At 35.8% G+C, this 22544-nt stretch carries 15 protein-coding genes; 6 read left to right on the top strand and 9 right to left on the bottom strand.

What is annotated here, in order from left to right:
- Positions 1 to 48: 48 nt before the first annotated feature.
- A complete protein-coding gene (locus tag ABEB23_RS06340) occupies positions 49 to 3561 on the bottom strand; it encodes a molybdopterin-dependent oxidoreductase (RefSeq protein WP_348811632.1) in 3513 nt (1170 codons plus the stop codon).
- Positions 3562 to 3848: 287 nt separating this feature from the next.
- Between ABEB23_RS06340 and ABEB23_RS06335 the strand changes: the two genes are divergently transcribed.
- The 5 genes from ABEB23_RS06335 (at position 3849) to ABEB23_RS06315 (ending at position 9901) form a co-directional block, all read left to right on the top strand.
- The gene (locus ABEB23_RS06335; protein ID WP_348811630.1) at positions 3849 to 4550 is read left to right on the top strand and encodes a Crp/Fnr family transcriptional regulator; all 702 of its coding nucleotides are present in this window, start codon (positions 3849 to 3851) and stop codon (positions 4548 to 4550) included.
- A gap of 541 nt (positions 4551 to 5091) precedes the next feature.
- Positions 5092 to 6543, top strand: coding sequence for an alginate export family protein (locus tag ABEB23_RS06330; RefSeq protein ID WP_348811629.1), 1452 nt, complete (start codon positions 5092 to 5094; stop codon positions 6541 to 6543).
- 168 nt (positions 6544 to 6711) lie between these two features.
- Positions 6712 to 7941, top strand: a complete 1230-nt coding sequence (locus ABEB23_RS06325) for a CmpA/NrtA family ABC transporter substrate-binding protein (RefSeq protein WP_348811628.1) — start codon at positions 6712 to 6714, stop codon at positions 7939 to 7941.
- 28 nt (positions 7942 to 7969) lie between these two features.
- Positions 7970 to 8857 (top strand): nitrate ABC transporter permease, encoded by an 888-nt coding sequence (ntrB, locus tag ABEB23_RS06320; protein ID WP_348811627.1) that lies wholly within the window; start codon positions 7970 to 7972, stop codon positions 8855 to 8857.
- A gap of 237 nt (positions 8858 to 9094) precedes the next feature.
- Complete coding sequence (locus tag ABEB23_RS06315; RefSeq protein ID WP_348811625.1) at positions 9095 to 9901, top strand: ABC transporter ATP-binding protein; 807 nt, start codon at positions 9095 to 9097, stop codon at positions 9899 to 9901.
- 270 nt (positions 9902 to 10171) lie between these two features.
- Here the strand turns inward: ABEB23_RS06315 and ABEB23_RS06310 are convergent, their stop codons facing one another.
- The 7 genes from ABEB23_RS06310 to nirB all read right to left on the bottom strand — a co-directional run bounded on the left by ABEB23_RS06310 (position 10172) and on the right by nirB (position 18953).
- A complete protein-coding gene (locus ABEB23_RS06310; RefSeq protein WP_348811624.1) occupies positions 10172 to 10636 on the bottom strand; it encodes a DUF4265 domain-containing protein in 465 nt (154 codons plus the stop codon).
- A gap of 355 nt (positions 10637 to 10991) precedes the next feature.
- Positions 10992 to 12470 carry an MFS transporter gene (locus ABEB23_RS06305; protein WP_348811623.1) on the bottom strand — a complete coding sequence of 493 codons (1479 nt, stop codon included), beginning with the start codon at positions 12468 to 12470 and terminating at the stop codon, positions 10992 to 10994.
- 150 nt (positions 12471 to 12620) lie between these two features.
- On the bottom strand, positions 12621 to 13280 hold the full coding sequence (locus ABEB23_RS06300) for a response regulator (RefSeq protein ID WP_348811621.1): 660 nt from the start codon (positions 13278 to 13280) through the stop codon (positions 12621 to 12623).
- A 241-nt stretch (positions 13281 to 13521) separates the two neighbouring features.
- Positions 13522 to 15330, bottom strand: a complete 1809-nt coding sequence (locus tag ABEB23_RS06295; RefSeq protein WP_348811620.1) for a sensor histidine kinase — start codon at positions 15328 to 15330, stop codon at positions 13522 to 13524.
- A gap of 12 nt (positions 15331 to 15342) precedes the next feature.
- Positions 15343 to 15930: a DUF4202 domain-containing protein gene (locus ABEB23_RS06290; protein ID WP_348811618.1), complete on the bottom strand. Its 588-nt coding sequence runs from the start codon at positions 15928 to 15930 to the stop codon at positions 15343 to 15345.
- 29 nt (positions 15931 to 15959) lie between these two features.
- Complete coding sequence (nirD, locus tag ABEB23_RS06285; RefSeq protein WP_348811616.1) at positions 15960 to 16337, bottom strand: nitrite reductase small subunit NirD; 378 nt, start codon at positions 16335 to 16337, stop codon at positions 15960 to 15962.
- Positions 16338 to 16445: 108 nt separating this feature from the next.
- On the bottom strand, positions 16446 to 18953 hold the full coding sequence (gene nirB / locus ABEB23_RS06280) for a nitrite reductase large subunit NirB (RefSeq protein WP_348811614.1): 2508 nt from the start codon (positions 18951 to 18953) through the stop codon (positions 16446 to 16448).
- A 308-nt stretch (positions 18954 to 19261) separates the two neighbouring features.
- On the opposite strand from nirB, the gene ABEB23_RS06275 reads away from it, so the two are divergent.
- Complete coding sequence (locus ABEB23_RS06275) at positions 19262 to 20041, top strand: META domain-containing protein (RefSeq protein ID WP_348811612.1); 780 nt, start codon at positions 19262 to 19264, stop codon at positions 20039 to 20041.
- Here the strand turns inward: ABEB23_RS06275 and ABEB23_RS06270 are convergent, their stop codons facing one another.
- Complete coding sequence (locus tag ABEB23_RS06270; protein ID WP_348811610.1) at positions 20042 to 22543, bottom strand: mechanosensitive ion channel family protein; 2502 nt, start codon at positions 22541 to 22543, stop codon at positions 20042 to 20044.
- Between the last annotated feature and the right edge of the window lies 1 nt (position 22544).

Here is a 22544-nt window from a genome sequence, read left to right as displayed (position 1 = left end):
TCACAGTCTCAGTGGCGGACTGAAACTGAAAACTGCGACTTAAAACTATTATTTAATTTTAGCTAAAATTTCTTTTACTTCTGTTTTACAGCTTCCGCATCCTAATCCGGCACCGGTGGTTTTACACAATTCGGTGAAATTAGAAACACCGCTTTTTATGGTTTCTTCAATGTTACCGCTACCTACCTGGCTGCAGGAACAAACGAGTTTCCCTAAAACAGGTTTGGCGTTTGAGCTTCCTCTCAATAAAGTATTTCTTTTGTCCGACAATTCGATTTTGCTTTCGATCATGGTTTTGAATTCGGCAAATTCATTTTTATCGCCCATCAAAATTGCACCAACCAGCAAATCGTTTTTGACTACGCATTTTTTATAGTAGCGTTTTCCTAAATCAGAGAATACAATTTCTTCGTATGAATCGTCATTTTCAGGAATTTCGATTTCTCCTATACTGCATAAATTAATATCTTCTAATTTCAGGATATTCATTAGTACCGAACCTTTGTAGAAACTGCTGATATCACCTGCCAAAAAGTTGGCTAATACATCGGCTTGCTCTTCAGCGGCTGAGGTAATTCCGAATAGCTGATTGTTGAATTCGGCTATTTCTCCAATGGCAAAAATATGCGGATTTGAAGACTGCAAATACTGATTAACTTTTACCCCGCGTCCACAGGATATTCCGGCTTCCTTAGCTAATTCTATATTCGGAATCGTACCAATGGTATATACAATCGCATTGGCAGTCAGGATTCGACCACTTTTAAGGGCAATTTCTATTTCGTTTGGATTATCCGTTTCGAATACGGTGCTGACCTCATTATCAAAATAAATTTGAATGTCACGAAGTTGTACTTCCTCGGCTAATAATTTACTCGAAATACGATCCAGTTGACGTTCCATTAAACGGGAAGCTCTTTGGATGATGGTTATTTTTACTTTTTTATGTTTTAAGGCTGCAGCCAATTCTAATCCCAATAATCCACCCCCTACAATAACCACATGTTGTTCTTCTGGGGACAGATTGGTATTGTCAAGATAGTTTTTTAAACGGTCGGCATCGTCTTTTTTTCTGATGGTAAAACGTCCTGGTAAATGCAGTTGTGCATTTTCGGGAACAAAAGGTCGGCTTCCTGTCGCCAATATCAGAGAATCGAACTTATGGAGTGTACCATTGCTATCGAGAACAGTATTTTCCTTGGTGTTGACGTTTTCAATAGATACACCAGATTTCATGGTGATATTCAGCTTGCTTAAAGCATCATCTTTTATTTTTAAAAGCTGTTGCCAAGAAAGCTCAGCAGTAACATATTCCGGCAATAAAACACGATTGTAAAATGGGTTTTCTTCATTTGAAAACACAATAATTTCATCAGTAGTATTGATTTCCCTGTAGTTTTGTATGAATCGGAAAGCGGCAGCTCCAGCGCCCACTACGGCTATTTTTTCAAAAGGTTTCACGTATTTAACCACAGAAACGATAGTGTATTTAAAATCTGGTTCTTTGGATACGGGATCCACAATCGTATTGGTTAAATTATTGGTACGGTTCAAATCGTTTTCCAATTGTTTTCCCCAATGCATCGGCAAGAATACAACACCTTCTTTGATCGTGTCAGAAACTTTTGCCTTTACTCGAACTGTTCCGTTTTTACTCGTTACCACCACAATATCTCCATTTTGGATGGATGATTTGTAGGCATCAATCGGGTTTATCTCGAGTACTGGGCTAGGGATATGCGTCATCAATCGGGATACTTTTCCGGTTTTGGTCATCGTATGCCATTGATCTCTGATACGTCCTGTTGTCAGTATAAATGGGAAGGCTGCATTAGGTGCTTCTGAAGTATTTTCAATAGCTGTCGGGAGATTGAAAATTGCTTTTTGCGAAGGCGTATAGAATTTTTTATCAGAAAACAAACGAGGGGTTCCAGGGTGTCCATAATCAGGAACCGGCCATTGGAAAGTGCCTTCGTTTTTTAGACGGTTATAATTTAAAAAGGAAATATCGATGTTAGTTCCTTTTGTCATCATACAATGTTCTTTGTAAATGTCTTCGGTAGTGTTGAAATTGAAACCACTGAAATTCATTTTTTTGGCAAAGCGAGTTAAAATCTCCACGTCCGGAAGTGCTTCACCCGGAGGATTGATGCCTTTCGGTAAATAAGAAATTCGTCTTTCAGAATTGGTCATGGTTCCTTCTTTCTCCAACCAACCTGCTGCCGGCAATAATAAATCGGCAAATTTAGCGGTATCGGCATTGTGTGAAATGTCTTGTACAACAACGAATTTAGCATTTGCCAAGGCTTTTTCTACTCGACGGGAATCAGGTAAACTCACCATTGGATTGGTACAGATAATCCAGATTGCTTTCATTTTTCCGGATTCTAAAGCATCAAACATTTCAGTTGCAGTTAATCCCGGCTTTTCGGATACTTGGTCAACTCCCCAAAATTCGGCCACCTCTTTTCGGTGTTCCGGATTATTTAATTCTTTATGAACCGCCAGTAAATTTGCCATTCCGCCTACTTCACGACCTCCCATGGCGTTTGGTTGTCCGGTCAATGAAAAAGGTCCGGAGCCTGGTTTTCCAACTTGTCCGGTTAGTAAGGAAAGGTTAAGAAGTGCTGTGTTTTTATCAACGCCAATCGCACTTTGATTGAGTCCCATTGCCCAAAGCGAAAGAAATCCTTTGGCTTTGCCAATAATATCGGCAGCCAGCTTAATGTCATTAACAGAGATTCCGCAAAGTTTAGAGGCTTTTTCTAAGGAACTCGATAGTACTAAGTCTTTATATGCTTTAAAGTTTTCAGTGTGGTTTTTGACGAAATCATTGTCGGTATATCCTTTTTCGATCAGTCTTTTAGCCAAAGCGTGGTATAAAACAATATCAGTTCCAGGGATGATTTGTAAATGCAAATCGGCAGTCAAAGCAGAGTCGGTTTTTCTGGGGTCAATAACAATGACTTTAACTTTTGGGTTTTTCTCTCTGTGTTGTTCCAGTCTTCTGAAAAGAATGGGGTGGCACCAGGCAGGATTCGCTCCTGTTATCAAAAAAGTATCGGCAAGTTCAATATCATCATATGCGATAGGCACAGAATCCTCTCCAAAGGTTTTTTTGTAACCCGCCACGGCTGAACTCATGCACAAACGCGAGTTGGTATCGATGTTATTGGTTTTAAGAAATCCTTTTACCAATTTATTCACTAAATAGTATTCTTCAGTTAAGCATTGTCCGGAGATGTAGAAACCTACACTGTCAGGGCCATGTTTTTTTATAATAGAAGAAAAAACGGCAGCTGCTCTATCCAATCCTGCATCCCAACTTACACGTTCCATAGGATGTGATTTACTCCATCGCATCTCAGGATAAAGAATTCTGTCGGAAGTGTCGTTGACTACATAATGAAGATTCATTCCTTTAGAACAAAGCATTCCTTTATTAACAGGATGGTTTTTGTCTCCGGTTACTGAAACTCCATTTTTAGAGTCATTTGTTGCTATGATTCCGCATCCTACTCCACAATAGGAACACGTAGTTTTGATTTCTGAATTTTGCATTATTGAATTTCTTTATTAATAATGGAAGCTTGTATTGACGAGCTAACTAACTTTCGAAAGTGTAAAAATAAGTATTTTTACGTATAAATACGTATAAAATCAATTTTATTTTATATTTTTGGTAAAAATAAATTTGGGACACCAAATCATTTCAGAAGCAATTTTGAATTTTATCCGTGACAGCGCCATGATTCAAAATTAGAGACAATAATGAAGGATAGTGGAACCATATTGCTTCGCCCGTTCGTTATTGATCGGGTCCTTTTAAAAACAAATATTAGCTACGTATGAAAGAAGAATTAGCCACTTGTACCAGCTGTATAAATGAAAATTGTTTCATTAAAAAGCATATTCATTTAGAACAAATGAAGACCTATATAGATAGAAAACGCAGTTTTACCTGTAAAAAAGCGCAGCAATTTATCATTGAAGGCGCTCCCATTCAGGGATTGTATTTTATCTATAAAGGAAAGGTAAAGACTGTAAAGACGGGTATTCACGGAAGGGAGCAAATCGTACGGCTGACCAAAGATGGTGACACACTTGGTTTTAGGGGATTTGGTACGACGAAGCGTTATCTCATTGGTGCTTATGCTTTAGAGGATACGGTATTGTGTAATTTCAGTAATGAAGACATGTTGGAAATCCTTCATAATGTTCCTGAATTTACCTTTGATTTGATGTTGTTTTATGCAGAAGAATTGAATAAAAGTGAAAACAATATTCGGAAAATTGCCCATATGAACGTGCGTGAACGAGTAATTGATACCTTATTATATATTCACAGGAAATTTGGACAAACAAATGGAGTTATTGAGCTTGATTTGTCCAGAAAAGAAATAGCCGATTTTGCCGGAACTACTGATGAGCAAGTGATACGCGTGATTTCAAGCCTTAAAAAAGAAGCCCTTATTAAAACTGTCGGTAAGAAGATTGGCTTAGTCCAAGTAGAAAAATTAAAGTCCGAGATAAGAGAACATAAACAATAATTTTTATTTATGTGTTTTTTGGATGTAATATGAATAAGTTTGTATGTTATTGGTTTAAAAGTGTTTGGCTTTGTTTTTATTTATTTAAAGCTTTTGAAATTAGTCCTTTTTCTTCACCTTTAAACAAATAAGGGGCAATAGGAAAGACTTTAAAATTTAATTCTTTTACTGTTCTAATCGTTTAAGAAATCTCTGGGTTTAATGGAAATACTTTTTCATTAAACCTTTTTTTATACGACAGATTGTATTTCCTCTGCATCTTTTTGCTCTTAAATTCTTTAAATAAATGAGTTTACAAATCAATTATTGGGAAATCCCAAGACTTAAATATTGATTTTACGTATTCTATACTTACGTATTCAAAACTCTTTAGCCCAAGCTATACTTGGTTTTCTTTTTGTTTTCTGTCAAAAAGCAGGATTGAAACTGATTTTCTCCTTTGTTTTTATGTGTTAAAAAGTGGTTTCTGTCTGTTTTTTATATAGTATCTAAGTATTAGTACTTACGTAAATTTGCTTCATACTAATTAAAACACATGATTATGCAAAACATTAAAACCACATTACTAAATATTCAAGGTTTAAGAAAAGTAAGTATTTCCAAAGCAACTCTTTCAAAATCTATTTTCCTAAGCATTGCTTTTACGGTACTAAGTCAAAATGAAACAAAAGCACAAGTAACAGCAACCGGACAAATAAGAGAAAGAGCTGAATTTAGAGCGGGTCAAGGAACTTTGCAAAAAATAGGGGATGAGGCAGCATTTTTCAATTCTCAAAGAGCCCGATTGAATTTAGGATATACGGGTTACCGTTTTAAAATATATACTTCTTTACAAGATGTACGAGTTTGGGGGCAAGATGCTTCTTCAATAAACAGAACAACAACGGAGGCGAATAACGGAGTTTTATTGCACGAAGCTTGGGCTGAATTAAATTTAGTTGACACCACCAGTACGATTCAAAATTTATCCTTAAAAGTAGGACGTCAGGAAGTTTCTTACGATGACCAAAAAGTCTTAGGTGCTTTAGATTGGTTGCAACAAGGAAGAAGACATGATGCGATCATCTTCAAATTTGCTAATAAAGGATGGATTGCTGATGTAGGAGCAGCATTCAACCAAAATAAAGAACAAAACACAGGAACTATTTATAATGGTGTTCCAACAGGTTATGGAGCAGGAACGAACGGAATCGGAACCATGTACAAATCATTCCAATATGCTTATGTCGCTAGAAAATTCTTCTTTGGAGATGTCTCTTTCTTATTCTTTAAGGATGATTTTAATAAATACACTAATGTGACTTCCGGAACACCTGCCGTAACTACTAAGGTTTTTGGAGAAGGGGTTTGGAGCCGAAATACAACCGGACTTTTCTTTAACTCTAATGTAACCAGAAAACTGAATCTTACCGGAAGTTATTACTTCCAAGGAGGGAAGGATAAAGACGGACGTTCTTTAAGTGCTAATTTGGCTTCGATTACTTCGACTTTTCAAATGGGGCGTAAATTATTTATGGGGCCTGGAATTGATTACTTATCAGGAAATGACGGAACAAAAGCAGTAACCGCGACTTCAAAAAGTAATCTTTTTGATCCACTTTACGGAACACCGCACAAATTTTGGGGAAGTATGGATTATTTCTATGCAGCTAACGGCTTTGGAAAACAAGGATTGTTGAACTATTTCTTCAAAGTAAAATACAACGTAAAAGATAATTTGAGCTTCTTTTTAGACATTCATGGTTTTGAGTCGGCTAACACTTTGTCTAACGGAGCAGGAGGAACATTAGATTCTTATTTGGGTACGGAGGTTGACTTGTTAATGCGCTACAATTTAACCAAAATCATCAATATCGAAGCGGGTTATTCCTTCATGAAAGCAACTAACTCAATGGCATCTGCAGCAGTTAAGAATGTCGCAATACCTGATCTAAGTCCACAATTTGCTTACGTGATGCTAAATATCAAACCTAACTTTTTAGCTAAAAAATAAGCTTCATTAACTATTAAGCTATTCAGTGCTCCTTAGATGCTAAGATGCTAAGAATATAAGTTTGAAAAAAAAAATTACGGTCTTTTTCTGCCTTTTTTAATTGTCTGCTTAAATCTTAGCAACTTAGAATCTTACTGAATAGAATACTAACTTTTAAATCTATTAAAAATGAAAACGATAAAAAAACAAATAGCCAGGGGTTTCGAAACAGTTGTATTGACCCTGTTTGTAATGATGATCTCCACTTTCACAACCTTAAATGCTCAAAATGATCCTGTACGATTAGGGTTTATACCCTTAACGGATTGCTCGCCGATTGTTATGGCAAAAGAGCTGGGTTTATTCAAAAAATATGGTGTTGAGGTGGTGGTAACCAAAGAATCTTCTTGGGCCAACGTTCGTGACAAAATCCTGACAGGAGAATTAGACGGAGCACATTGTTTGTATTCCATGCCATTTTCAGTGTACACTGGAGTAGGGGGAAAAGCCGGATCAGAAATGAAAATTGCGATGATGTTGAACGTAAACGGACAGGCAATTACACTTTCAAATGATTTTTGTGGGAAAGTAGGATTTAAACAAATGGGCAAAGTAACACCGGTTGTAGCGGCCAAATTGAAAGCCGAAAAAGAAGTGACCTTTGCGATGACTTTCCCTGGTGGAACACACGATTTATGGTTGCGTAACTGGATGTCAGTTGCAGGTTTGAATCAAAAAGCAGTTAAAATCATTACGATTCCACCACCACAAATGGTAGCTAACATGAAAGTTGGTAATATGGATGGATTTTGTGTAGGAGAACCTTGGGGAGGTGTCGCCGTAAAACAAGGAGTTGGATTTACACAGGTAGCGTCTCAGGATATCTGGAAAGATCATCCGGAAAAAGCCTTGGTGGTAAACAAAGATTTTAGCGCTAAACGCAGAGCTGATTTAGTAAAAGTAATGAAAGCGGTTATGGAAGCCTGTAAATGGTTAGATGTTCCTTCCAATCGTAAAAAAGCGGCTGCAATCATTGGAAAAGCGGCTTATGTAAATGCTCCTGCAGATGTGATTGAAGGAAGGTTGATGGGCGATTATAATTTGGGTTGTAACCAAGGAGTAGAAGTGTATGACAATGATTATATGTTGTTTCATAAAGGCGGAATGGTCAACTTCCCTCGAAAATCTCACGCAATATGGGCGATGGCACAATTTGTACGATTCGGATATTTGAAAGAAGCACCTAATTATGCTGCTATTGCCGACAAATTAATTCTGGATGATTTGTATAAAGAAGTGGCTGCAAGTATGAAAATAAAAGTACCAAATGATGATATGAAACCGTTTGCCTTGACCATGGACAAAACTGTTTTTGATCCTGCAAATCCTGCAGCGTATTTGAAAGTTGTTAAAAAATAATTGAATTGTTAAACTAAACTATATTACCATGTCTGATAAAAACACCCTTAGCATTGAGGCATTAGATGCAGTTGTCAATGTGTCGACAGAGAACACAAAAAGTGTTACAGAAGAAAATGAGAAATTCAAATTAGTATTTAATACAGTACTTGAAAAATTGAAACCAGTCCTGTTTGCTGTGCTTGGCTTACTACTTTTTGCAGGATTCTGGAGTTTGTTAAGTTTTTATACCAAGGAGGCACTTCCGGGGCCGACAGCTACTTTGACTGTTTTAAAAGAAATGTTGAGCGATCCGTTCTATGATTACGGACCTAACGACAAAGGAATTGGATTGCAATTATTCAGTTCAATCAAAACGGTTCTTTCCGGATTTTTGTTAGGTTCTTTGTTTGCTATTCCAATCGGAATTCTAATTGGAGCCAGCACCTTTTGCAAACAAATTTTTTATCCTATCGTTCAATTGCTAAAACCAGTTTCACCATTAGCATGGTTCCCAATCGGATTGGTTGTTTTTAAAGATACCGGAATGGCAACGATATTTATTGTTTTCATTACTTCTTTGTGGTCAACCTTGATTAACACTTCTTTTGGAGTGGCGTCCATTCCGCAAGATCATAAAAATGTAGCCAAAGCATTTGGTTTCTCTAAAATGCGATACCTGACCAAAATCTTAATTCCGTATAGTTTGCCCCACATCATTACAGGATTGCGTTTGAGTATCAGTGTTGCCTGGTTAGTAATTGTTGCCGGAGAAATGTTGTCTGGAGGAGCAGGAATCGGGTTCTTCGTTTGGGATAGCTGGAATGCCCTAAGTCTTGAAAAAGTTATCTCAGCAATTATTATCATTGGAATTGTAGGTTTACTTTTTGACAGAATCTTCACTTTTATCGAAAACAAAGTCGCTTACAAAGCGTAATTCCAAAACCAATAAGCTGTTCTTTTACATCGTGAGTTTGCTAAAGTTTTTGTGGGCGTGCCCCTTTGCAACCCCAATAGCCATCGGGGACGGGTCGTGCTGTACGTTCCCGCTTTTTTTGAGAGGAAAAACCTCTCAAAAAAGAGCTCCACTGCCATCACTCACGCAAACCCAAAATCCAGAGTAAATAACATCGATTTTTAGAATTAATTTTTCAATCATTAAATAAAGAAAACCATGAGCTATTTAGAAATCAAAGACTTGGAAATATCGTTTCCAACTCCAAAAGGAAAATATGTTGCCGTAAGAGATATTAATCTATCCATCAAAAAAGGAGAAATCATCTCCATCATTGGGCATTCCGGTTGCGGAAAATCAACCATTATGAATGCCATAGGAGGAATGCTGACGCCGACAGGAGGAACAGTAGAACTAGACAGTAAAAAAATAAAAGGCCCAGGCCCGGATAGAGGTATTGTGTTTCAAAATTATTCGCTTTTACCTTGGCTGACTGTTGATGAAAATATTTTTCAGGCTGTAGATTCAGTTATGGATTGTTCCAAAAAAGAGAAACATGAAATCGTAGAGAAAAACCTGAAAATGGTGAATCTGTATGAGCATAAAGACAAATTGCCTGGTCAGTTATCAGGAGGAATGAAACAACGAGTTGCGATTGCAAGAGCTTTTGCGATCAATCCGGGTGTATTATTATTAGATGAGCCTTTTGGCGCTTTGGATGCCTTAACAAAAGGTTCTATGCAGTTGGAAGTTTTAAAATTATGGAATCTGAACAACAGAGACAAAACCATTATCATGATTACGCACGATATCGAAGAGGCGTTGTTTTTGTCTGATAGAATTGTGGTGTTGAATAACGGTCCCGCTTCAACCATCAGAGAAATTGTTGAGGTTCATTTGCCTAGACCGAGAAACAAAATCGAAATTGTAAAAATGCCCGAATATATTGAGCTACGAGATAAATTATTACACCTGTTAACCGATAAATTCTCGATCGAAGATATGGGCATGGTGTATAAAAGTTAGTTTAGTTTTTATTCAATTTGTTAAGTGGTTAATCCCTGTAATGGCATGGCATTACAGGGATTTTTGTTGTGTGGTAAACACGTATTGCAGAGACGCATTGTAGAGACGCACTGCAGTGCGTCTCTGCTAATACCAGTCAAATTTATATGTCCAATTCTTTTGTTCCGTCAGACTATGAATGTTGTTAGAAAAATTAACAAATGAACATCGTGCCATAGGTACAAAACCAACCGATACATGTATCGCACCTACGGCATGTTGGATTCCAATCTAATACCAGTGATTTTTAGATAAATTGGGTTCAGCATACGTGATTATATTGCTTTCTTCCAGTTCTATCAGTTTTTCTCTAATTGGAGCATAGTCTAAATCGGCAGGAATTTCCATTACAAAATAATCGCTATTAAATTTTTCTGATTCACAGCCTAAAGAATTAAATAGTTCTCGTAAATTATTTATATCAAAAGATTTATCATTGAGAATGACCTGAATAGTCGAGTTCCCGGAATGTTCTATGGTTTCCCGATACGTCAGGCTGTTTTCTGTTTCATCAAATTCGGCAAATACAATATCGCCGCAAGAAACGGAAGCATAAAACGGAATATTATCCAATTGGTATAATCCTTTTTCAGCGTCGATAACTGTCGCCCATAAAGTTTCAACAGCCTGTTGATCTAAAATATTGCTAAAAAACCGAAACAGTATTTTTACATTAGTATCTTTTTCTTCCATCATTTATTGGTTATGTGTCAAGTATATTTATACGATTCATAAACGTCCGTAACTTTATAATCACAAACATTTATTTCAAAATCAAATATACTGCTAAATCAAATAGTACTGTATCTCAAATTTTGTTAAAAACAAAAAACCGCAAATTCACAGTTTATAAATCTGCAAATTTGCGGTTCTTTTTTAGCTTCAACACAGGACGTAAAACCGTAATAGGAATGGAGTCTTACGTCTGCGTTAGAAGTAAAAACTTTCTAGAGGAATTGAAAGTTTTAGGGTTCTTTTTAAATGAAGTTATCTGTGGTATTGAGTAACAATTTTTTTAACTCAAGTAACTCATTCAAAAAGTGTTGTTTTATTATTTACGTTCCATTTCTCTGGATAAAACAGGATGCTTTTCGTTCATGATTTTGGTTACGGTAACATGCATCCAAATCAAACATATGGCAGAGAATAATAGAATGAAGATCCAAGAACTTGACCAAATTCCTGTGGCTGTCAGTAAATAGCTGAAGATAATCGGTCCGAAGAAACCTCCCAATCCACCAATCATTCCGACCATTCCACCTACAACCCCCACTTCTGTAGGGAAGTATTCCGGAATGTGTTTGTAAACAGCCGCTTTTCCGATTCCCCACGAAATACCGATCAGAATCACCAATACTAAGTACACCCACATATTTGCATCAAAGTTAATACGTGTAATACCTTTGGCTAATAATTCTTTTTTCTTAACATCTTGATTTTGTGTTACAACAACTTGTTGCCAAGAGGTACGGGTTGGGAAAATGGTATTTTCAGCCAGTTTTTCTATTTTTTGTGCAATAGGAAAATCGGTATCGCCAATTTTTATGTTTGTAGCAGAAACCATTGTAATTATTCCTTTTTTGGTAGCTAAAACTCCAGGACCAGTTGTGGTAATATCCATTTTTGGAACCATCAACAAAGCACTTAGTACTACCGAAGAACCCAATACCCAATACATTACTTTTCTAGCACCAAATTTATCTGATAAATACCCCCCAAAAGCACGAATGACACCTGATGGTAAACTGAACATGGTAGCGAATAATCCGCCCATAACCAAACTGGTTTGATAGACATTCATGAAATTTGGCAACAGCCATTGTGAATAGGCAACGAAGCATCCAAAAACTAGGAAATAGTAAGCTCCAAATCGCCAAACACGCACGCTTTTAAGAGACTGAAGCATTTGGGAAACGGTTTTGGTATGGTTTTCTATTTTTTTGTTTTTAGCAAAAATCAAGAAGAATATACCGATGATTACTAATGCAGTTCCATAAATTACGGGTAATAATTTCCAACCGTTTTGCGGGTCTGTGAGTGAAAATTGATTCAATAAGGAAGGTGCCAGAAAGGTTGTGATGGCTGCGCCCGCATTTCCCATTCCAAAAATCCCCAATGCTCTGCCTTGCCATTCTTTTGGATACCAAATAGAGGTGTATCCAATACCAACGGCAAAGCTTGTTCCTACCATCCCAAATAAAAAGCTAAGAAGGGCAAACATGAAAAAACTATCAGCTAAAGGAAGCAGAAACAAAGGTATAGAGCAAAGAAGAAGTAGTAAAGAGAATACGTATTTACCACCGTATTTATCAGTAAGGATTCCAATTGGTAAACGCATAACTGAACCAGTCAGAATTGGAATTCCCAAAAGCCAGCCCACCTGAACTACACTCCAATGGAAGATACCATTATCAACTAAGTAGGTGACCAAAACCCCGTTTAGGGTCCAACAAGCGAAACATACCGTAAAGGCAAGAGTATTCAGAAATAATATTCTGTGTGATTGCGATAAAGAGGTTGTGCTTTTCATAATACTTATATTTTTGACAAATATAAGTATGTTTACTTATTTAAAAACTGCTAAAACGCAGTTTTTGAAAAATAATTAAGTATTTATACTTAATTTATATGTTTTACGTAGTTTTTGGAAGCATCAGAGATAAATTGTACCCTAAAAATATTACAATAAGGAAAACTCAGTTGCTTTATTGGAAAGCTCCATCAGGTTTTTCACTTTTAATTTTTTCATCAAATTAAAACGGTGGACTTCTGCGGTCCTTTTGCTGATGTCTAAAGCTTCTGCAATTTCTTTATTTCCTTTTCCGGATAACAAAAGTTTAAGAATTTCTTTCTCTCTTTTGGTAATCATCAGTTCTTCTTCTTGCAGATGTTTAGGTTCCAAAGAGGAGGAAGGTTGCGTAAGTTGCCCTATTAATATGGATGATATATCACCACTGAAATATTTTCCGCCATTAGAAACAGTATGTAAAGCTTTAAGAAATTCTTCTTTACTGGAACCTTTCAACAAATAACCATCGGCTCCGGCTTTTATTGATTTTAATACGTACTCCTCAGATTCATGCATAGAAAGCATTACTATTTTTATGGGATTGTTTTGACTTCTTAGTTTTTCAACTACCTCAATTCCCGTCATATTAGGCATGCGAATATCTAAAATAAGCAAGTCAGGTTGTCTGGCGTCAACAATCTTAAGGGCTTCCAAGCCATCCGTCGCTTCGCCGACAACTTCAATGTTACCTTCGTTTTCCAATAATGATTTGATACCATCTCTTACAAATACATGATCATCTGCCAGTACTACTCGAATAGGATTACTCATAACTTACTTAATTTTGGATCTTTGTTTTTACGTATATTCATCTAAAGCGGATGGCTAAGATACGTAATTCTTAAAATAATATGCAAATTCTGAAATTTAAAATTTCAAATATCAGATAAATTGTAATTCAGCCTGTTTTTATGAAAGACTATTGAATTTTGATTATATCCAATAAAAAATACTTTCATTAAACCCAATGCAGGGTTAACTTTCTTAATTTCTAAAGACTCAGAAACTTATTTTAAATAGGAATATTAAACGAGATTCGGGTTCCTTCGCCTGGAATAGAATTGATGAAAACGCGTCCATTGATGTATTGAATTCGTTCTTTCATAAAAAGCAGTCCCATTCCGGATTCGCTGTTTCTTTTTTTCTCTACACCATTTACATCAAATCCTTTTCCGTTATCGTCAATGGTGATACTCAGAATTTTGTCACTATGTGAAAGTTGCACAATAATATGAGTGGAATCGGCGTATTTTATAGCGTTATTGATGGCTTCTTGCGTCAGTCGATAAATGTTGATTTCGATTAAAGAATCCAATCGTTTATCGAAGCCGGTTTTGTTGTAAAAAAGGATGTTTTTACCCGTTAGTTTCGATAATTCCTGAGTCAGTTTTGACAGAGAAGAAACGATACCATGATCGCTTAATTCTGGAGGCATCAGGTTGAAAGTGGCAGTGCGCACCCCTTTTATGATATCTAAAGCCAGTTTTTTGAGATACTCTATTTTCTGCGCTGCTTTTTCCTTATCATCCAGATTGATGCTTTCGAGACTGAATTTTAAACCGGTAAGCATTTGTCCGATACCGTCGTGAATTTCCCTAGCGATTCGATTTTGTTCGTTTTCCTGATTTTCGACAATTCTGCTCGAAATAATCTTTTGCTGATTGATTTTATCATTGACATTTTCGGTATTCAAACGCTCTACTTCCTGTTCTGCTCTCTTGCGTTCGGTGATATCAAAGCAGATAATCAATAATTCTGACTCATCTTTTTTAATAGTCACGGGAACCATTGATAAATCAAGCCAAATTGATTCCGCATTTCTATTAGTGATATGAAGTTCACCCTGCCAGCCGCTTCTTTGTTTTTCGGCAATAATACGATCAATCACAATTTGCTCTTTCTCGATTGGCGTTACTATTTGCGAAAAGCTTCTGTCCGTAATGAAGGGGTTGTGATGCAGTAGTTTTGAAAATTTTTCACCGATGTGTATCAAAGAACCATCAGGCGCAACCCGGCAATAGAGTAGGGTATTCTCCATAGCGTAATTGAGTGATTTCAATTCCTTTACAGAGTTTTCTTTTATTTCACTGATTACTTCAGTGTCATGAGCCAATTTTAATGCTTTCTTTTCGGAGAATAAAAGTTTAGAGATGAGGGTCTCCACTTTTTTGTTGGTCGGTTTGAAAATAAAAACGAATTCTAAAAGCAAAACCAATAAAGTGAATGCTAAAATAGCATATTCCGTTTTGCTTTGCAGGGTTACTTTTTCGAGCGCTTCCTTATCGTACTCACCTACAATCTGATTCATTTTATCAAGGAAAATCGACTCGTTTTTTAGTATTGTCTCTACTAACTTTTGATTTTCCTGAGAGTTTATGTTTAACTTTTTGTGTGCTAAAAATTGAGTGCTGGCAGAAACAATACTGTCAAAATTGGGTTTGATAGCAATAAATAATTGTGAAAGAGCCGGACTTTTTTCTTTTGGAAAACCCAGACTGTCATTGCCGTTTTCTAAAGCAGAATGATTGAACTTCCAAAGATTGATGATTTCGTTGATGCGATGGATTTCCTGTTTACTTTTGACAGTATCGGTCACGAAATTCAGAATCAGAATTTCCTTGGTTAATTTCTGACTCAACATTCTTTGCTTTCCCGAAATGTTGATTATTTTCGAATCACTCAGCTGGCTATTGAGATTGTATTGTATCAGCAATTGGCTTAAAAGTACCGTAACGGCAATAGTCAACAGCGCAAAAAGATACAAACGGCGTAAATTTTTGAATGAAATGGTGTCGACAGATGTTGCGGCCCTGTTTATCATGATACATCCGAATTACAATCCAAGTGCCTCTTTTATCAATTGAAGATTTGTTTCGTTAAAGTTAATTTTCAGGGCTTCCTGATGTCCTTTTTCGGACATTTTATTCCAGGTTTTAAGAATAATATTTTTGAGTTTTTCCGGATCGTGTTTGTGTACGAACGGATCTAAATAAAACTCTAGGAATACCAGACAAATAACATCTTCTAAAAGTTGTGTTTCTTCGTCTTTTTTGAGTAATTTTTTTTCGATAAGAAATGAAACCCTATCAATAAATTCCTGATTGTATCCTGCTTTTTCTAATATGACAGCTGTGGTTTTAGCGTGGAATTTTTTTAAGTCTTCACGCCATTTTAAATAACCAACGCGATCCATCGGATAGGATTCCCGTGCTATTTTCCATCGGCAAATGTGTTGTGCTTTGCAGGCAATCTGAACGGCTTCAGAGGCATCCGGATGAAAATCCATCAGTCTCTCATACATTCGATTAGAATATAATAATTCTTTTGGATATGTTTTGGATTGGTATATTTCGTGATTTGGATCTTGAGCATTTTCTGCATCAATCCAAGCGCTTGCATTTTGGAATGGGGTTGCTGTCATTTGAAAAGTTTAAAATCAAAGATACATAATTATTCCAAAAAGCCAACGAATACTTCTCCATCAACAATTTTCACAGGATAGGTTGCAATAGAATAATCTTCTCCATTAAGGTTCGATCCATCAACAAGAGAAAAGGTTTTTTTGTGCATTGGACAGGCAATTTTCGGAACACCGTCTGCTGAACCTGTCATCCCTCTTGACAAGACCATTTCCATTTTGTGAGGACAAGCATTTTGACAAGCGTACCATTCATTTCTTCTTTCGAAATTAAAAAGGGCAATTTGTTTGTTTTTATATTTTATACATCCTCCTCTATTACTAGGAAAGTCTTTTATTTTTCCGGCTTTAAACCAAACTTTAACTTCTTCTAAAGTAACAGCTTTGTAATCGTTTAATATATTTTCCATAATCCTATTTTTTTTGTCTTTTCATAACTTCAACGGTTTTTAAAGGTTACGAAATACCAGAAAAAGTCGTTGAAGTCGTGTTTACTAGAAAGAATTTAATTATTTTTTTTACCAAGGTTTTGGCATTTTTTGATCTCTTAACGGTACGTATTCAATATTATCATCCGTATCATCTGAATTAACAAAGTGACTAAAACGTTTCATTAATCTTGGTTTTTCAAGCACTTGTTTCCATTCACATTCAAAAGTTCCAACAAGTGATTCCATTTCAGATTCTAATGCTTCACAGATACCGATACGGTCGTGAATGATAACTTCTTTTAGATAATCCAATCCGCCTTCCAATTTATCCAGCCAAGTTGCAGTACGTACTAAAGGCCCGGCTGTACGGATGTAATACATTAAAAAACGATCTAAGTATTTAATAACAGTGGCTTTGTCAATTTGTTCCGCCAGTAAAACAGCGTGTTTTGGATTGGCTCCACCGTTTCCGCAGATGTAAAGATTCCAACCGCCTTCCACAGCGATTAATCCAAAATCTTTTCCTCTTGCTTCGGCACATTCTCTAATACAAGCCGAAACTCCTCCTTTAATTTTGTGAGGTGCACGAATACCTTTGTAACGATCTTCAAGTTCAATGGCAAATCCGGCACTATCGTCCATTCCGTAACGGCACCAAGCATTACCAACACAACTTTTTACAGCTCTTAATGATTTTCCGTAAGCATGTCCGCTTTCAAAACCATTTTCAATTAATATTTTCCAAATTTTAGGTAAATCGTTCAAGTTCGCCCCAAATAAATCGACACGTTGCGCTCCCGTAATTTTTGTGTATAAATCAAATTGTTTGGCAACTTCTCCAATAACAATTAATTTGTCTGGAGTAATCTCGCCTCCTGCAACTCTTGGTACTACTGAATAGGTTCCGTTTCTTTGGATATTAGCCAGGAATCGGTCATTGGTATCTTGAGTGGTAACATGTTTGTTAGCGGTGTCATTGTATATACTTGAGAAAATAGAAGCGACAACCGGCTTACAAACTTCACATCCATCCCCATTTCCGTGGTGATCGACAACTTCGTAAAAGTTAGTGTATTTATTGATTTTTACGATATCAAATAATTCTTGTCTGGTGAAGTGAAAATGCTCACAAATGCTTTCTTTGACTTCTTTACCAATTGATTTTTGAGCTTCTTTAACTAAATCAACTACCATTGGTTTACAACCTCCACAACCTGAAGTTGCTTTGGTTAATTTTACAACATCTGATAAAGTTTCACAAGTTCCATCTGTTATTGAACAGCAAATAGCTCCTTTTGTCACATTTTCACAAGAACAAATCACGGCAGTATCCGGCAAATCCATAACACTTCCCATAGTAGAGCTTTCTCCTCCTCTTGATCCCAGAATTAAATCTTCCGGATTTGGAGGCAATTTCATAGCATTACTATAAATTTGGAATAGTCCATTGTAATCGCTTGAGTCACCAACCAAAATTCCACCCAAAAGTGTTTTTCCGTCTTTGGTAACATTGATTCTTTTATAAATTCCGTTGAATTTATTTTCGTAAACGATCGCTGTTACGTCTTCGTTTTCGATAAAAGGATCACCAAAACTCGCAACTTCAACACCAATTAATTTTAATTGTGTAGACATATCGATGGTTTCCCTCATCGTTTTATCTCCTTGAAGGATTTGTTCAGCGGCTACATCGGCCATTTCATAACCGGGAGCCACAAGACCATAAATCATGTGATTGTATAATGCTACTTCACCGATGGCATAGATAGATGGATCTGAAGTTTGCATTTTGTTATTAACCAAAATTCCTCCTCGTACACCTACTTCTAAACCGGACACTCTTCCTAGTTCGTCTCTTGGTTTAATTCCGGCAGAGATAACTAACATATCCACTTTTAGGAGTTCTTCTCCTTCAAACATCATCCCGGTAATGTGATCTTCTCCGGCAATATATTGAGTTGATTTATTAAGATGGATACCAATATTAAGTTTTTCAATTTTTGACTGCAACATGTCGCTGGCTCCTTTGTCTAATTGTCTTGGCATCAATCGAGGGGCAAATTCCACCACATGTGGATTTAATCCCAGATCATAAACCGCTTTTGCAGCTTCAAGACCTAATAATCCTCCTCCAAGAACAGCAGCTTCTGTTGCACCATTTTGTTTTATTTTTTTGGCGTAGGCCATAATAGCATCCAAATCTTCAATGGTGCGATAGACGAAAACACCTTCTTTTTCGACCCCTTCAATAGGCGGTACAAATGCAGAAGAACCTGTGGCTAGAACTAAGTAGTCATAAGTATGCGTTTTCTCTAAATGCGTATGTATGGTTTTTTGCTCTCTGTTAATATCAGTAATTAATTCAGAAGTATTAAGTATAATATTATTCTCTTCATACCAATTTGATGTAGATAGAGATAGGTCATCGGCACTTTTTCCTGCGAAGTACTCACTTAAGTGAACTCTATCATAGGCGCGTCTTGGTTCCTCTCCAAATACGGTAATTTGATAATTTTCATGTCCTGTTTTTGTGATGAATTTTTCACAAAATTTGTAACCTACCATGCCGTTTCCGACTACTATTACTTTAATCATAACTCATTAATTAAGTATTACAGAACAAATATACGTATAAATACTTAATTCAAATACTTATTTTTTTATTTTTTTTAGATTTATTTTTTATTTATGTACGTACTTTATTCTAAGGAGGCGTTTTTTTGGCCCAATTTTAAATTTGTGTCCTCCGTTTATTTTTTATAAATTTAGTCTGATTATCTGCGAATTAGCTGAATTAAATAAGGGTTGGCGTTTCTATTGTATTGTAAATGCACCTTTTTTGTAGCGGATGTATTTGCTCGTATTCGATTTCATTTAGGATTTAATAAAAACAAAAAATTAAGATGAAAAAAATAGCATTTTTGGGATTATTCTTATGCTTTGCAATTGGTTGTAAGACGGTTACACCAAAGCAAAGCGTTGCTCAACAAGGTCAATCGGAGCCCACTATTTTTAATGATGAGATCTCCTATTTTAAAGCCAATGGAAACGAACCATTTTGGGATTTAGATATTTCAGAAAAAGAAATTGTATTTAAATCCTTAGTTCCGGGTTTTGAAGTATTCAAAACACCTCATGCTGCTCCCGTTCAAGCAATGGATGCCAATGTGAAACTTTATCGTCTCGAAACGGAATCCGTTACAATGAATATTCAAATTACGCAAGAAGAAATCGCTGACTCCATGGCGGGAATAATTTATCCTTATTCGGTTATGGTGCAAATAAAAAGAGCTGCAGATCAAGAGTTTAAAATCTTCAAAGGGCAGGGGCAATACATTACGGATTATCGCTTGTATGATATTTGGGTTTTGGAACAAATCAATGGTAAGAAAGTAAGTTTATCAGATTATAATACTAATTTTCCTCGACTGGAAATGAATACTACAAAGAATCAATTTTATGGTTTTGCAGGCTGTAATCACATGAATGGCAGTTTGTTTTTTGAAAAAGGACTTTTGCGTTTTACCAATGTTGCTACGACTTTAATGGCTTGTGGGGATAATAATAAAGAAGATGAATTTTTAAAGGCCCTTCGAAGCACAACGAGCTATTCTGTAGCCAATATGCGTCTGTCTCTTTCGAATCCTTCAGGGGTTTTATTAGTATTTAAAAAAGTGGATTAATCAAGAATCTTTTTCTTCTTCTAAAAAAGTATCATTTGATTTAATATGTACATCTTGTTGTGGAAAAGGAATTACAATGCCATGTTCTTTAAAGAGCGAATCAATAGCGAGAATTAAATCACTTTTTACATCAAGACCAATGTTGAAATCAGGGACCCAGAATTTTATGTCAATGTCGATTGAACTGTTGTTGAATTCAGTAATCAAAACAATAGGTTGCGGGAAGTATAATATTTTCTGATTTTTTTCCATTAATTCCATCAGGAGATGTTTAGTCTTTTCTAAATCGGTTCCATAGGCTACGCCAAGCTTAATGGTAAAGCGGCTTTTGCTGCTGCCCAAGGTCCAGTTCACCAGATGCTGATTTAATAGATCACCGTTTGGTATGATGACATCGGCTCCATCCCAGGTTGTAATGACGCTACTACGAATCCCAATGGATTTCATTTTTCCGCTTTGACCTCCTATTTCGACAACATCATCTAAATTGACAGGTTTTTCAAAAGCGATAATTAGTCCACTTATAAGATTATTTACCAATGCCTGTAGTCCAAATCCGATACCAACACCCAGCGCTCCAAGGATGATAGCAATTTTGCCCATAGGTATTCCGGCTAATATAAATGCAATTACAATCCCCGAAGTAATTAAACCAATTCTAATTAATAGGAGCCAACTGCCGATACCCTTTTTTTTGAGAGGGGTAACATGAAATCTGTTTTCTCTGGCTAAGAAAGCTACTGTTCTTGAAATGAATCCTGATAAGAAAAGTACGAAAAAGAAAATAAATATATTTTCATAGGTAAATGTAAACTCTCCAAATTTTCTGTTCTGAACTAATTCATTTTTAAAAGGCTCAATTAAGTTCTGAAAGATATATGTATTTCTATTGGTCAGAACATACCATCCCACAAAAAATGATATATTTAACAGTAAAGGGATTTTATAGTTGGAGTTATCTATTAATTCGTATTTTGTTTCATCGGTTTTTTCTTTTAGGTTTAAGGAAAGCATCACTATATCTATTGTTAATCGATACGTCCAAACCATTAAGTAAACCAGTAGCATTCCAAAATATCCCCCCGTCATTAATACTTTACTTAGATTGTATTGTTCTTTTAGCATAAAATAAACAGCAAAAATTTCGAATAGAATCATCAATATAATAGTAATCAGAATTGCTTTTTCTTTTATTTCATCTCTTTTCTTCTTTAAGAAATACAGTCCTAAACCTATTCCAAGACAACTTAAAATAATTATGAACCAAGATTCAAATACTGAATATGGGAGTATCAAATTATCTAATATGGCTAAAATATTTAAAGAGAACAAAATCATCCATGCTTTGAACCGAGAAGGAGAAACGGATTTTCGAATAATAGTAATCAAAGCTATTGTGCTGATTGTCCAGATTATTGCGGATAAAATAAATGGAGGCAATGGCAGGAAAAATTGAAAAATAGTTGTTGTGATTACAATTGAGGAAGCTAATGGATATATAAATACATGCCCCGAATTTAGTTCTTTGTGCCGATTGGATTTTATATATTTCTGTTTGAGTATTATTAAATAAATTGCAATTGCAATGATAAAGAAGATCATTGTGTAAATAATGGTACTGTGATTTACTAAATAAAAAAGAAGCACTAATATCCCTTTATTGAATGAATACTTAACTGCATTGCTAAAAGATTGATCCTTTAAATTACTTTTTTTTATAAGAGTTTCGGATTTTCCAAATCGAAAGTTTTCAGAGATATATTTTCGTTCGACTTCAATTTCAACGATATCATTCTCTAGACTGTATTTAAATAAATCTCCCTGAATTTGTAATTTTTGAATACTGTCCAAGGCATTTTTTAGACTCACATTTAATGTTTTTACGTCTTTTGTCATGAAAGTCAATCGTTGAAAATAATTCAACATGGCAACGGAGTCTTTGGGAACCTGATACAATTCTTTATCTGCTGACAATGAATCAATTTTTTTCTGAATGTCTCCCAGTAGTTTAGTATCGCTTTTTATAAGGTTTAATCGATTATTGGTTCTGTTTAAAAGTTCATCCAACAGAATGGAGGTCGAGGTTAAGTTTCTGACAGATTGAATCCGGTCTCTATCTGTAATGATACCCTTTACAGCAAATTTTTTCCAAGCTACAAATTTGTTGATTTCTTCTATAAAATCTTTGTAGTCATTCCCTTGTTTGAGCGTGAAATTAGCTTTTTGAATTTCAGTATTGATGAGATTAAAGCTGTTGTTTTGTTTTTGAGCGGTTTGATTATTCTCATAATTTGCTTTACTGTCTTCCAATTCTTTTTTTGCAATTGTATTAATCCGGGAAGATAATTGTTCCAATTTGGCTGTTTGAGATTGCGTTGTATCTATCTTAGAAGGTGACTTTTGTGCAGCTATCGAAATGGAACAAAACAAAAACAGTAAGGAGATAATTGCATTGATTTTTACAAATTGCAAGGAAAAAGATTTGGTTCTTTTAAGGCTCATA

Source organism: Flavobacterium maritimum, assembly GCF_040049085.1.
In the GTDB taxonomy this organism is placed as follows: Bacteria; Bacteroidota; Bacteroidia; order Flavobacteriales; family Flavobacteriaceae; genus Flavobacterium; species Flavobacterium maritimum.
This window is presented reverse-complemented; position numbering and strand designations above follow the sequence as displayed.

What these genes read in the sequence shown, in the direction of transcription:
- ABEB23_RS06295 (WP_348811620.1), bottom strand. Translation starts at nt 15,330, where the DNA reads ATGATAAACAGGGCCGCAACATCTGTCGACACCATTTCATTCAAAAAT.
- ntrB (WP_348811627.1), top strand. Translation starts at nt 7,970, where the DNA reads ATGTCTGATAAAAACACCCTTAGCATTGAGGCATTAGATGCAGTTGTC.
- ABEB23_RS06275 (WP_348811612.1), top strand. Translation starts at nt 19,262, where the DNA reads ATGAAAAAAATAGCATTTTTGGGATTATTCTTATGCTTTGCAATTGGT.
- ABEB23_RS06340 (WP_348811632.1), bottom strand. Translation starts at nt 3,561, where the DNA reads ATGCAAAATTCAGAAATCAAAACTACGTGTTCCTATTGTGGAGTAGGA.
- ABEB23_RS06335 (WP_348811630.1), top strand. Translation starts at nt 3,849, where the DNA reads ATGAAAGAAGAATTAGCCACTTGTACCAGCTGTATAAATGAAAATTGT.
- ABEB23_RS06290 (WP_348811618.1), bottom strand. Translation starts at nt 15,930, where the DNA reads ATGACAGCAACCCCATTCCAAAATGCAAGCGCTTGGATTGATGCAGAA.
- ABEB23_RS06270 (WP_348811610.1), bottom strand. Translation starts at nt 22,543, where the DNA reads ATGAGCCTTAAAAGAACCAAATCTTTTTCCTTGCAATTTGTAAAAATC.
- ABEB23_RS06325 (WP_348811628.1), top strand. Translation starts at nt 6,712, where the DNA reads ATGAAAACGATAAAAAAACAAATAGCCAGGGGTTTCGAAACAGTTGTA.
- ABEB23_RS06315 (WP_348811625.1), top strand. Translation starts at nt 9,095, where the DNA reads ATGAGCTATTTAGAAATCAAAGACTTGGAAATATCGTTTCCAACTCCA.
- nirD (WP_348811616.1), bottom strand. Translation starts at nt 16,337, where the DNA reads ATGGAAAATATATTAAACGATTACAAAGCTGTTACTTTAGAAGAAGTT.
- ABEB23_RS06330 (WP_348811629.1), top strand. Translation starts at nt 5,092, where the DNA reads ATGCAAAACATTAAAACCACATTACTAAATATTCAAGGTTTAAGAAAA.
- ABEB23_RS06305 (WP_348811623.1), bottom strand. Translation starts at nt 12,470, where the DNA reads ATGAAAAGCACAACCTCTTTATCGCAATCACACAGAATATTATTTCTG.
- ABEB23_RS06300 (WP_348811621.1), bottom strand. Translation starts at nt 13,280, where the DNA reads ATGAGTAATCCTATTCGAGTAGTACTGGCAGATGATCATGTATTTGTA.
- ABEB23_RS06310 (WP_348811624.1), bottom strand. Translation starts at nt 10,636, where the DNA reads ATGATGGAAGAAAAAGATACTAATGTAAAAATACTGTTTCGGTTTTTT.
- nirB (WP_348811614.1), bottom strand. Translation starts at nt 18,953, where the DNA reads ATGATTAAAGTAATAGTAGTCGGAAACGGCATGGTAGGTTACAAATTT.